General features: G+C 62.3%; 12 protein-coding genes. 8 read left to right on the plus strand and 4 right to left on the minus strand.

The window, feature by feature from the left end; all coding sequences use genetic code 11:
- Positions 1 to 194 precede the first annotated feature (194 nt).
- Positions 195 to 1094 (plus strand): hypothetical protein, encoded by a 900-nt coding sequence (locus tag ACP7E3_RS06085; RefSeq protein ID WP_126588680.1) that lies wholly within the window; start codon positions 195 to 197, stop codon positions 1092 to 1094.
- Between the two features lie 68 nt (positions 1095 to 1162).
- Here the strand turns inward: ACP7E3_RS06085 and ACP7E3_RS06090 are convergent, their stop codons facing one another.
- From ACP7E3_RS06090 to ACP7E3_RS06105, 4 genes are all read right to left on the minus strand, one after another.
- Positions 1163 to 2563: an LLM class flavin-dependent oxidoreductase gene (locus ACP7E3_RS06090; RefSeq protein WP_046382886.1), complete on the minus strand. Its 1401-nt coding sequence runs from the start codon at positions 2561 to 2563 to the stop codon at positions 1163 to 1165.
- Positions 2563 to 2922: an acyl-CoA dehydrogenase gene (locus tag ACP7E3_RS06095; RefSeq protein ID WP_046382885.1), complete on the minus strand. Its 360-nt coding sequence runs from the start codon at positions 2920 to 2922 to the stop codon at positions 2563 to 2565. Before ACP7E3_RS06095 ends, ACP7E3_RS06090 begins: the two co-directional genes overlap by 1 nt.
- A 12-nt stretch (positions 2923 to 2934) precedes the next feature.
- The gene (locus ACP7E3_RS06100) at positions 2935 to 4131 is read right to left on the minus strand and encodes an SfnB family sulfur acquisition oxidoreductase (RefSeq protein ID WP_046382884.1); all 1197 of its coding nucleotides are present in this window, start codon (positions 4129 to 4131) and stop codon (positions 2935 to 2937) included.
- Between the two features lie 155 nt (positions 4132 to 4286).
- Entirely contained in the window at positions 4287 to 4850 is a 564-nt protein-coding gene (locus tag ACP7E3_RS06105) for a helix-turn-helix domain-containing protein (protein WP_017848086.1), read from the minus strand.
- A gap of 92 nt (positions 4851 to 4942) precedes the next feature.
- On the opposite strand from ACP7E3_RS06105, the gene ACP7E3_RS06110 reads away from it, so the two are divergent.
- The 7 genes from ACP7E3_RS06110 to ACP7E3_RS06140 all read left to right on the plus strand — a co-directional run bounded on the left by ACP7E3_RS06110 (position 4943) and on the right by ACP7E3_RS06140 (position 12123).
- Positions 4943 to 5872, plus strand: a complete 930-nt coding sequence (locus ACP7E3_RS06110) for a DMT family transporter (RefSeq protein WP_017848087.1) — start codon at positions 4943 to 4945, stop codon at positions 5870 to 5872.
- A gap of 211 nt (positions 5873 to 6083) precedes the next feature.
- Positions 6084 to 9005, plus strand: a complete 2922-nt coding sequence (locus ACP7E3_RS06115; protein ID WP_169864367.1) for a monovalent cation/H+ antiporter subunit A — start codon at positions 6084 to 6086, stop codon at positions 9003 to 9005.
- Positions 9005 to 9349: a Na+/H+ antiporter subunit C gene (locus ACP7E3_RS06120; protein WP_007986256.1), complete on the plus strand. Its 345-nt coding sequence runs from the start codon at positions 9005 to 9007 to the stop codon at positions 9347 to 9349. Before ACP7E3_RS06115 ends, ACP7E3_RS06120 begins: the two co-directional genes overlap by 1 nt.
- Positions 9346 to 11028: a monovalent cation/H+ antiporter subunit D gene (locus ACP7E3_RS06125; protein WP_046382882.1), complete on the plus strand. Its 1683-nt coding sequence runs from the start codon at positions 9346 to 9348 to the stop codon at positions 11026 to 11028. The genes ACP7E3_RS06120 and ACP7E3_RS06125 overlap by 4 nt, the downstream gene beginning before the upstream one ends.
- Positions 11025 to 11513, plus strand: coding sequence for a Na+/H+ antiporter subunit E (locus ACP7E3_RS06130; protein WP_017848090.1), 489 nt, complete (start codon positions 11025 to 11027; stop codon positions 11511 to 11513). Before ACP7E3_RS06125 ends, ACP7E3_RS06130 begins: the two co-directional genes overlap by 4 nt.
- A complete protein-coding gene (locus ACP7E3_RS06135) occupies positions 11510 to 11788 on the plus strand; it encodes a K+/H+ antiporter subunit F (RefSeq protein WP_017848091.1) in 279 nt (92 codons plus the stop codon). Before ACP7E3_RS06130 ends, ACP7E3_RS06135 begins: the two co-directional genes overlap by 4 nt.
- Complete coding sequence (locus ACP7E3_RS06140; protein ID WP_108525079.1) at positions 11785 to 12123, plus strand: Na+/H+ antiporter subunit G; 339 nt, start codon at positions 11785 to 11787, stop codon at positions 12121 to 12123. The genes ACP7E3_RS06135 and ACP7E3_RS06140 overlap by 4 nt, the downstream gene beginning before the upstream one ends.
- Positions 12124 to 12240: the final 117 nt, after the last annotated feature.

Below are 12240 nucleotides of genomic sequence, written 5' to 3' on the forward strand. Positions count from 1 at the left end.
GCTGTAGCAACAGCGAACACCCTGCCGAGCGGGGTCGGAATTGATAAGTCACCGGCATTCAAACATGTGTTCCGAATAACCACTTTCGCTATTAGAAACGATCACGTTATACCTGTCATTTTTGACAGTAGATATTGTGTTGCCCGCTTAATAGACTCAAGCCGAACCCACGTCACAACAAAGGAGAGCCGCTTATGAGCAGCTCGAATAAAACCAAGCCAAAAGCCACTTCAGGCACAGCCAGTGCAATAGTGAATGACGACGAGGACTTTAACAGTTTCGAGGGCACACGCTTCTATTTCTATCTGGATGAACAAACAAACAGATGGTATATCTCAGGCGCAAGCGATGAAGACCATCTTGGTCAATATCAATATATTTCGCTGTGGTTGCCTAACGAGGGTGACGTTGTAAAAAAAACCTACGCAATCGTTGACGACCATGGTGCGCAGGGGAAAGCCAATGCGTCATGGACAAAAGCAACTTCCTCGTCATTTCGCCCTTACACCGCCATCAGCGGAAGTGTGACGGTCACGCTGAACAGCACCCTGCAGACAGTGGAGTCAACCTTCGAATTTGCAGCACAAAGCGGTTCAAAAACAGTCTCTCTTACCCAGGGCGAGATGAAACTCCAGGGATTTACCGAGGACGAAAAAGCCAGAGCCAGCGGTTCAATAGTGTGCGACTTCAGCGAGTTAATTACTGAGCGCTATGAATCTACTGAGACAGCGTTCAGCCTAGGAGACGATTCAGGTAGTTTCCCGGCTTATCTACAGGCCTGGTCACGACAGTTCACGTCGAAACCCGACCTCAAGGACTATCGATTATCCATCAACATAGCCAAAGGCCTTGCACCCGGCACTTACAATTTTAGTCCAGACAGTAAACAGGTGCGGATATTCTTCTTCAATATCCCTGAAAGTCTCGTCTGGCCGGCCGACAGTGGCACGATCACATTTAAATCCATTCCAAACTTCGAGAGCTTTGCAGGAAAACTCTCGGGACAGTTTAACTTCACGGCAACCGTCGAACTTGACGATGGCAGAGTACGCGTCTTAAAAGTAGAAAATGGAATTTTCGATATGGAACGATGAGAACCGTGAGTCGTCGTCGGGTGTTGTGAGTTATTCACACCACCCGACGGTCCTTTCACACGGTTGAGTCAGGCACGCTCAACAGCCCTATCTTTCTGCACATTCGCTAACGTTCGATAACGACTGCCTGGATGGGACACCGGCAACCTCGGGCCTTCACCAAACAACTTTTCGCGCAACGTGCCCTGGGCGTATTCCTTCTTGTACACCCCACGCTTCTGCAACTCCGGCACCAGCAGTTCCACCGCGTCGATAAAGGTTTCGTGGGTCAGCGCATAGGCCAGGTTGAAGCCGTCCACATCGGTGTCTTCCACCCACTCCTGCAACAAGTCCGCGACCGTCTCCGGGCTGCCGACAAACAGCGGGCCAAAGCCGCCGATACCGACCCAGTCGGCCAGTTCCTTGGGCGTCCAGACCTTGCTCGGGTCCGCCGTGGAGAAGGCTTCCACCGCCGACTGAATCGCATTGGTATGCACATGCTTGAGCGGTTCGTCGGGCTTGAACTGGCTGAAGTCGATGCCGGTCCAGCCGGAGATCAGCGCCATGGCGCCTTCGTAGCTGACGTAGGATTTGTACTCGTCGAACTTGGCCTTGGCCTTCGCGTCGGTCTCGCCGACGATCACCGTCTGCAGGTTGAAGATCAGGATCTTGCGCGGATCACGCCCGGCCTCGGCCGCGCGGCGACGAATGTCGGCGACGGTGTTTTTCAGCAGCGTCTTGGACGGTGCGGCGACAAACACGCACTCGGCCTGCTCGGCAGCGAACTGCTTGCCACGGCTGGACGCCCCCGCCTGGTACAGCAACGGCGTGCGTTGCGGCGACGGCTCGCACAGGTGGATGCCGGGCACCTGGAAGTGTTTGCCGACGTGGCGGATCTCGTGGATCTTGCTCGGGTCACTGAAAATCCGCCGCTCGCGGTCACGCAGCACGGCGCCCTCTTCCCAGCTGCCTTCCCAGAGTTTGTAGCAAACCTCCAGGTATTCCTCGGCGTAGTCGTAGCGCGCATCGTGTTCGGTCTGGGCGTTCTGGCCGAGGTTCTTGGCGCCGCTTTCCAGGTAAGAGGTGACGATGTTCCAGCCGACACGGCCTTTGGTCAGGTGGTCGAGCGTGGAAAGGCGTCGAGCGAACGGATACGGGTGTTCGAAGGACAACGACGCAGTCAGGCCAAAACCCAGGTGTTCGGTGACCAGCGCCATCGGCGCGATCAGCGACAGCGGGTCGTTGACCGGCACTTGAGTGGCCTGGCGGATCGCCGCGTCGCCATTGCCGTTGTACACGTCGTAGATGCCCAGCACATCGGCGATAAACAGGCCGTCGAACTTGCCGCGCTCGAGGATTTTCGCCAGGTCGGTCCAGTACTCCAGGTCCTTGTACTGCCACGAGCGATCACGCGGGTGTGCCCACAGGCCGGGGGATTGGTGGCCGACGCAATTCATGTCGAAGGCATTCAAGCGGATTTCACGGGACATCAAGCAGTCCTCCCGGGGGCGACACCGTTGAGGTGGTAGTTGCCGACAAGCTGGTACTTCCAGCGCAGCGGCTCTTCGAGGGGCGACGGCAACGCGCTGCGCTGGCCGGTCAGTTCGAATTCGGCGGCGCTGGCGAACAGCAAGGCTTCGGCGGCGGCGATCTGCGCTTCGGTGGCGGCGACAGGCGTTGGGTGGGTTTCGGCGTATTCCAGCAAGGCGGCGGCCACCTCCACGCGGATCTGCCAGTCGCCGAAGCGGCTGATTACGTAAGGGTCATCACTTTTTTGCAGCACACGTCGGGTGCTCTCCAGCAATTGGCGAGCCTGGTCGAGCGCGGTGGGTTGGGTCAGTGCATTCATGGGGCAGGCTCCTCAATTCCAGGCATGGCGTGCGGGTTTGACGCCGTTGAGCACGAAGTTACCGATCAGGTGGTATTTCCAGCGGACCGGGTCGTGCAGAGTGTGGGTGCGCGCGTTGCGCCAGAAGCGGTCGAGGTTGTGCTTGCCGGTCACCGAGCGGGTGCCGCCCAGCTCGAAGAGCTTGCTGCTGGCGAGCAACGCGGTTTCGGCCGACAGCACTTTGGCCTGAGCGACGATCAGCGAGGCGTTGGCGACGGTGTCTTCGTTCGGTTCGGCGAGGGCCTGGTCGACCGCCTTGCCAGCCTTGGCGAGAATCGCTTCGGTGCCGTGTACGCGCCATTCCAGATCACCGATGGCGGCGATGGTGAATGGGTCCTGCCAGCCGTGATCCTGTTGGCTGTCGATCCATGGGCGGGCCTGGCGCGCGAAGACTTTCGCTTGCTCGAGGGCACCCACGGCGATGCCGGTATCGATCGCGGCCTGGATGATCTGCGAGATCGGGCCGTCAGCGGTCGGTTGGTCGAACGCCAGGTGCGCGGGAATCACCGCGCTCAGCGGCACCGTCACGCCATCGAGGGTCACGCCGCCGCTGGCGGTGGTGCGCTGGCCGAAGCCATCCCAGCTGTCGATGACCGTGAGGCCCGGCGCATCGCGCTCGACGAAGGCAATCAAGGCCTTGCCCTGTTCGTTGGTGCCCACCGCCGGCACGATATGGGCGAACAGCGCGCCGGTGCAGTAGAACTTCTCGCCATTGATCTGCGCATGATCGGCGTGAACGCGAATCTGCGTGTCGAAGGTGCCGGCGTTCTTGCTCTTGGCTTCGGAGAAAGCGTTACCGAAACGGTAGCCGGCCAGGACCTTGCCGAAGTAGTGGAGTTTTTGCTCCTCGCTGCCGGTTTGCAGCAGGATATCCACCACCCCCAGGTGGTTCTGCGGGATCTGCGCCAGGGACGGATCGGCGGCGGCGATCAACTTGATCACCTCTGCCACCGTCACATAGGACACCTCGGCGCCGCCATAGGCCTTGGGGATGGTGATGCCCCACAGGCCGCTGGCGGAAAATTCGTCGAGTTCAGCGACCGGCAGGCGCCGCTCGCGGTCGCGCACGCTGGCCTCGACGGCGAAGCGTTCGGCCAGGCGCGTAGCGACCGCGATGGCTTCGGCGTCTGATCGGATGATATGAGCAGGGTGTTGAGGGTGGGCTGACATGGGCCGACTCCAGAGTCCAAGGGGATACTGGAGTGATTGCAGGAGTCGTGCCCGAAACCAATCTTCAATAAGATCAGTAGGTTGCCGTCATTTTAATGCAAGGGAACCCGCCTGCGATCGAGCAAAGTGTCCATCCGCTGTTGGCGGGTCAACAGTTAGATCACCACATTGCGCACAAAGCGCACCGCCACGTCGCCGTCATTGCGATAGGCGTGGGCCTGGCGGCTGGCGAACATGAAGAACTCACCGGCGCCGACCGGTTTTTCCTGACCATCCAGCACCAATGTCAGGCGGCCTTCGAACACGAACAACTGCACGCTCCAGCCATCCGGGTCCGGCTCGGGGCTGTAGCAATCGCCCGGCTCCAGGCGCATCTCCCACAGCTCGACTTCACGCCGCGCCGTGGCCTTGGCAAGCAATACAGCTTTGCTGCCGGGGATGTCACCGGCCCAGGCCAGTTCGTTGATACGGCTATGGTCAGGTGCATCCGGGGCCTGGATCAGGTCGCTGAAAGCCACATCCAGCGCTTCGGCGACGCGGTCGAGGGTGGACAGGCTGACGTTTTTCTCGCCAGCCTCGATGGCCACCAGCATGCGTCGGCTGACCCCGGACTTTTCCGAGAGCGCGGTCTGGCTCAAGTCGGCGGCATGACGCAGGCGACGAACATTCTGGCTGACATGCTGCAGGACCGAGGCCCGTTGCGGATTTTCTTTGTGCACTATATTGCTCAATGGGTGGGTGTGCGCAGTATACTGCCCAGCGTGCGGCGCATTGTGCGGTCCGCGCCCTTCCCTTGCAAGACTGAGCCGCCATGACCACCCCGAATGCTCCCTCGCGTTTCAACCGCTTCAGCAAAGCCGAATGCATCCTGGTGTTCATCACCATGATCTGGGGCGGCACCTTTTTGCTGGTGCAGCACGCCATGACTGTCAGCGGGCCGATGTTTTTCGTGGGCCTGCGGTTTGCTGCGGCGACGATCGCGGTCGGTTTTTTCTCTTTGCGCACCCTGCGCGACCTGACCCTGTTCGAGTTGAAAGCCGGCGTATTTATCGGCGTGGCGATCATGTTTGGCTACGGGCTGCAGACCATCGGCCTGCAGACGATTCTGAGCAGCCAGTCGGCATTCATTACCGCGCTCTATGTCCCGTTCGTGCCGTTGTTGCAATGGCTGGTGCTGGGTCGTCGGCCAGGGTTGATGCCGAGCATTGGCATCATGCTGGCGTTCGCCGGGTTGATGCTGTTGACCGGCCCGGCCGGTGCTTCGCTGAATTTCAGCCCCGGCGAGATCGCCACGCTGATCGGCGCGGTGGCGATTGCCGCCGAGATCATCCTGATCAGCGCATTTGCCGGGCAAGTGGACGTGCGTCGGGTGACCGTGGTGCAACTGGCCACGGCGTCGTTGTTGTCGTTCCTGATGGTGGTGCCGATGGGCGAGGCGTTGCCGGGGTTCTCCTGGTTGCTGTTGTTCAGCGCGGTGGGCCTGGGCTTGACCAGCGCGGTGATCCAGGTGGCGATGAACTGGGCGCAGCAAAGCGTTTCGCCGACGCGGGCCACATTGATTTATGCCGGGGAACCGGTGTGGGCCGGCGTGGTTGGGCGGATTGCCGGGGAGCGGTTCCCGCCGATTGCCATGGTCGGGGCGGCGTTGATCGTGGCGGCGGTGGTGGTGAGTGAGTTGAAGACGCGCGGGCAGAAGGCGATCGAATTGCAAAATGCGCGGGAACAGGAACAGCAGGGGTAAGGTCCTAGCCCGGGCGGTGGCTGTCAAATCGCCATCCCGGGCACGCCCAGCGTCCACGATCAGGCGCTGGAGCGCGTGGGTGAGGGTTAGCTGAAACAATGCCAAATGGGCGTTTTCAGCCTACCTTGTAGGATCCTGCCACACGTTGCCGTTTGGTGATCAAGAAAGCGGCACGTATGATGCATCCCAAACTCCCGCAGATTAGAAGCCTATGTCCCTGATAGTTCTACTGCTTCTGCCTTTTATCGGCAGCTGTCTGGCGGCCTTGCTGCCGCACAACGCACGTAACACCGAATCCTTGCTGGCCGGCCTCATCGCCCTGATCGGTACTGTTCAAGTCGCCCTGCTCTACCCTCAAATCGCCCACGGCGGGGTGATCCGCGAAGAATTCATGTGGTTGCCCAGCCTGGGCGTGAATTTCGTCTTGCGCATGGACGGCTTCGCCTGGCTGTTCTCGATGCTGGTGCTCGGCATCGGCACGCTGGTGTCGCTGTATGCGCGTTACTACATGTCGCCGGACGATCCGGTGCCGCGCTTCTTTGCGTTTTTCCTGGCATTCATGGGGGCCATGCTCGGCCTGGTGATCTCCGGCAACCTGATCCAGATCGTGTTCTTCTGGGAACTGACCAGCCTGTTCTCGTTCCTGCTGATCGGTTACTGGCACCACCGCGCCGATGCGCGGCGCGGTGCCTACATGGCGTTGATGGTCACCGGCGCGGGCGGTTTGTGCCTGCTGGCCGGCGTGATGCTGCTGGGGCATATCGTCGGCAGCTATGACCTGGACCTGGTCCTCGCGGCGGGCGATCAGATTCGCGCGCACTCGCTGTACCCGGTCATGCTGGCCCTGGTGCTGATCGGCGCGCTGAGCAAAAGCGCGCAGTTCCCGTTCCACTTCTGGCTGCCCCACGCCATGGCGGCACCGACACCGGTGTCGGCCTACCTGCATTCGGCGACGATGGTGAAGGCCGGCGTGTTCCTGCTGGCCCGCCTGTGGCCGTCGCTGTCCGGCAGCGAAGAATGGTTCTGGCTCGTCGGCGGCGCCGGCGCCCTGACCCTCCTGCTCGGCGCTTACTGCGCCATGTTCCAGAACGATCTCAAGGGCCTGCTGGCCTACTCCACCATCAGCCACCTCGGCCTGATCACCCTGCTGCTCGGCCTCAACAGCCCACTGGCCGCTGTCGCCGCGGTGTTCCATATCCTCAACCACGCTACCTTCAAGGCCTCGCTGTTCATGGCGGCCGGCATCATCGACCACGAAAGCGGCACCCGCGATATCCGCAAGCTCAGCGGCCTGGTGCGCCTGATCCCGTTTACCGCGACCCTGGCGATGGTGGCCAGTGCGTCCATGGCCGGCGTGCCGTTGCTCAATGGCTTCCTGTCCAAAGAGATGTTCTTCGCTGAAACCGTATTCATCTCGTCGACCGCCTGGGTGGAAATCGCCCTGCCGGTGATCGCGACCATCGCCGGCACGTTCAGCGTGGCCTACGCGCTGCGTTTCACCGTGGATGTGTTCTTCGGCCCGCCCGCGACGGACCTGCCCCACATCCCGCACGAGCCTCCCCGCTGGATGCGCGCGCCGGTGGAGCTGTTGGTGTTCACCTGCCTGCTGGTGGGGATCTTCCCGGCCCAGGTGGTCGGCTCGATCCTCGCCGCCGCCGCGCTGCCGGTCGTCGGCGGCGTGTTGCCGCAATACAGCCTGGCCATCTGGCACGGCTGGAACGCGCCGATGATCATGAGCCTGGTGGCGATGTGCGGCGGGGTGCTGCTCTATCTGCTGCTGCGCAAGCAACTCAAGCGCGGGCGCTTCAAGTACCCGCCGGTGATCAGCTACTTCAACGGCAAGCGCGGCTTCGAGCGCTGCCTGGTGCTGATGATGCGCGGCGCGCGCAAAATCGAGAAACGCATCAGCACCAAGCGCCTGCAGACGCAGTTGTTCCTGCTGGTGCTGGTCGCCGTGATCGGCGGGCTGATCCCGCTGCTCAACAGCGGCCTCAGTTGGGGCGACCGGCCGAAGATCCCGGGCTCCATCGTGTTCGTCACCCTGTGGCTGCTGGCGATTGCCTGCGCCCTCGGCGCCGCCTGGCAGGCCAAGTACCACCGGCTGGCGGCCCTGACCATGGTCAGCGTGTGCGGCATGATGACCTGCATCACCTTCGTGTGGTTCTCGGCGCCGGACCTGGCGCTGACGCAACTGGTCGTGGAAGTGGTGACCACCGTGCTGATCCTGCTGGGCCTGCGCTGGCTGCCACGGCGGATCGAAGAAGTGTCGCCACTGCCCAGTACGCTGCGCAAGGCACGCATTCGCCGCTTGCGCGACTTCCTGCTGTCCACCGTGGTCGGTGGCGGCATGGCGCTGCTGTCCTACGCGATGCTGACCCGCCAGACGCCTAACGACATTTCCTCGTTCTACTTGAGCCGCGCCCTCCCCGAAGGCGGCGGCAGCAATGTGGTGAACGTGATGCTGGTGGACTTCCGTGGCTTCGACACCCTCGGCGAAATCACCGTGCTCGGCGCCGTGGCGCTGACCGTGTATGCCCTGCTGCGACGCTTCCGCCCCTCCAAGGAAAGCATGCAACTGCCCGCGCAACAGCGCCAACTCGCGCCGGACGTGGCCACCGACCTGATCAACCCGCGCCAGGCCAGCGACACCGCCCTGGGCTACATGATGGTGCCAGCGGTGCTGGTGCGCCTGCTGCTGCCGATTGCGCTGGTGGTGTCGTTCTACCTGTTCATGCGCGGCCACAACCAACCGGGCGGTGGTTTCGTCGCGGGCCTGGTGATGTCGGTGGCGTTTATCCTGCAATACATGGTCGCCGGCACCCAGTGGGTCGAGGCGCAGATGAGTCTGCGGCCGATGCGCTGGATGGGCTTCGGCCTGTTCTCGGCGACCCTGACCGGGCTCGGCGCATTGTTCGCCGGCTACCCGTTCCTCACCACCCACACCTGGCATCTCAGCTTGCCGGTGCTGGGCGACATCCATATCGCCAGCGCCCTGTTCTTCGACGTCGGCGTGTACGCCATGGTCGTCGGCTCGACGCTGCTGATGCTCACCGCCCTCGGTCACCAATCAGTGCGGGCCCATAAACCGAGCAACCAGCCGAAAACCGTTGCCACACCGGAAGGAGCCGCCTGATGGAAGAAGTCATCGCAATTGCCATTGGGGTCCTGGCGGCCTCCGGCGTCTGGTTGATCCTGCGGCCACGGACGTTCCAGGTGGTGATGGGCCTGTGCCTGTTGTCGTATGGGGTCAACCTGTTCATTTTCAGCATGGGCAGCCTGTTTATCGGTAAGGAGCCGATCATCAAGGACGGCGTGCCGCAAGACCTGCTGCACTACACCGACCCGCTGCCCCAGGCGCTGGTGCTGACGGCGATCGTGATCAGCTTCGCCATGACCGCGCTGTTCCTCGTGGTACTGCTGGCGTCGCGGGGCCTGACCGGCACCGACCATGTGGACGGCCGGGAGCCCAAGGAATGACCTGGGTCAACCAACTGATCGTCGCGCCAATCCTGCTGCCGTTGCTGACCGCCGCGCTGATGCTGATGCTCGGCGAGAAGCACCGCCCGCTCAAGGCGCGTATCAACCTGTTCTCGAGCATGCTCGGCCTCGCTATCGCCATCTTGCTGTTGTACTGGACGCAACAAGGCGGCCCCGGTTCGATCGGCGTGTACTTGCCCGGCAACTGGCAAGTGCCGTTCGGCATCGTGCTGGTGGTGGACCAACTGTCGGCGCTGATGCTGGTGCTCACCGGGATCATCGGCGTGAGTGCGTTGCTGTTCGCTATGGCGCGCTGGGACCGTGCGGGCACCAGTTTCCATGCGTTGTTCCAGATCCAGATGATGGGCCTCTACGGTGCCTTTCTCACCGCCGACCTGTTCAACCTGTTCGTGTTCTTCGAGGTGTTGCTGGCGGCCTCCTATGGCTTGATGCTGCACGGTTCCGGCCGGGCGCGGGTGTCGTCGGGGCTGCATTACATCGCGATCAACCTGCTGGCGTCGTCGCTGTTCCTGATCGGCGCGGCGATGATCTATGGCGTCACCGGCACACTGAACTTCGCGGACCTGGCGCTGAAAATCCCGCTGGTGCCAGAGGCCGATCGCGGCCTGTTGCACGCGGGTGCGGCGATCCTCGCCACCGCATTCCTGGCCAAGGCCGGCATGTGGCCGCTGAACTTCTGGCTGGCGCCCGCGTACTCATCGGCCAGCGCGCCGGTGGCGGCGATGTTCGCGATCATGACCAAGGTCGGCGTGTACACCGTGCTGCGCCTGTGGACCCTGCTGTTCTCCGGCCAGGCCGGGGCGTCGGCGCTGTTCGGCGGCGACTGGCTGGTGTACGGCGGCATGGCGACCATCATCTGCGCGGCGCTGGCGATGCTGGCGGCGCAGCGCCTGGAGCGCATGGCCAGCTTGAGCATCCTGGTCTCGGCCGGCATCCTGCTCTCGTCGGTGGGGTTCGCCCAGCCGAGCCTGACAGCCGGAGCACTGTTCTATCTGGTCAGTTCCACACTGGCCTTGAGCGCGCTGTTCCTGTTGGCCGAATTGATCGAACGCTCGCGCTCGGCCAACGACCTGCCGCTGGATGAAGAGATCGATGCGCTGCCCAAAGCCATGGAATCCCTGCATCCGCGCCCCGGCGTCAACCTTGATGACGAACAGAAAGCCGTGGTCGGCCAGGTGATTCCCTGGACCATGGCCTTCCTCGGCTTGAGCTTTGTCGCCTGCGCCCTGCTGATCATCGGCATGCCGCCGCTGTCGGGGTTTATCGGCAAGCTCAGCCTGTTGAGCGCGCTGGTCAATCCGCCGGGCTTGGGCCATGCGCTGGATGAGCCTGTCCGCCCTGCCGCGTGGGGCCTGGTGACGTTGCTGATCCTGTCCGGCCTGGCCTCGCTGATCGCCTTCGCCCGCCTGGGCATCCAGCGCTTCTGGACCCCGGAAGAACGCCCGTCACCGCTGCTGCGCCGTTATGAGTGCGTGCCGATCTTCTTCCTGCTCGGCCTGAGCATCCTGCTGACCTTCAAGGCCGAGCCGCTGATGCGCTACACCCTGGACACCGCCAAGAGCCTGAACAACCCGGAACAGTATGTGATGGCGGTCATGGCCACGCGCCCGGTGCCCAGCCCTGAAGCCAAGACCGCAGCGCTGGAGGTGCAGCCATGAAGCGCCTGTTCCCGGCCCCGTGGTTATCGCTGGCGTTGTGGGTGTTGTGGCTGCTGCTGAACCTGTCGATCAGCCCCGGCAACCTGTTACTGGGCGCGCTACTGGGTTTGCTCGCGCCGCTGCTGATGGCGCCGCTGCGCCCGCTGCCGATCCGCATCCGCCGCCCCGGGGTGATCATCCGCCTGTTCTTCCGGGTGGGGCGTGACGTGATCATCTCCAACCTGCAAGTCGCCTGGGGCGTGCTGGTGTGCGGCTCGCGGCCACCGCGTTCGCGCTTTATCAAAATCCCCCTGGACCTGCGCGACGCCAACGGCCTGGCCGTGTTGTCGATGATCACCAGCGTGACCCCCGGCACCGTCTGGTCGGAACTCGCCCTGGACCGCAGCATCCTGCTGCTGCACGTCTTCGACCTGGACGATGAAGCGCAGTTTATCCAGCACTTCAAACACGACTACGAACGGCCCTTGATGGAGATCTTCGAATGAGCGCCCTGCTCTCCAATGCGATCCTGTTCAGCCTGTTCCTGTTCTCGCTGGCCATGGCGCTGACACTGGTGCGCCTGTTCAAAGGCCCATCGGCCCAGGACCGGGTTCTGGCGCTGGACTACCTGTACATCCTGGCGATGCTGATGATGCTGGTGCTGGGCATTCGGTATGCCAGTGATACCTACTTCGAAGCGGCGCTGTTGATTGCGCTGTTTGGCTTTGTCGGGTCATTTGCCCTGGCCAAATTCCTGCTGCGTGGCGAGGTGATCGAATGATGCCGTTATGGGTTGAAGTGTGCGTGGCCGTGTTGCTGGTGCTGAGCAGCGCGTTTGCCCTGATTGGCGCAATCGGGTTGCTGCGCATGAAGGATTTCTTCCAGCGCATGCACCCGCCGGCACTGGCCTCGACGTTGGGTGCGTGGAGCGTGGCGTTGGCGTCGATTATCTACTTTTCGGTGCTCAAGTCCGGGCCGGTGTTGCACGGGTGGTTGATCCCGATTTTGCTGTCGATCACCGTGCCGGTGACGACGCTGCTGCTGGCGCGCACCGCGCTGTTCCGCAAGCGCATGGCCGGTGACGATGTGCCCGCCGAGGTCAGCAGCCGTCGCTGAGTTCTGATGCGACACGGTCAAAAAAATGTGGGAGGGGGCTTGCCCCCGATAGCGGTGTGTCAGCGACAGCTGCATTCACTGACACCCTGCTATCGGGGGCAAGCCCCCTCCCACATT

The sequence above is a fragment of the Pseudomonas sp. PSPC2-3 genome (assembly GCF_049898265.1).
Lineage (GTDB): Bacteria > Pseudomonadota > Gammaproteobacteria > Pseudomonadales > Pseudomonadaceae > Aquipseudomonas > Aquipseudomonas veronii.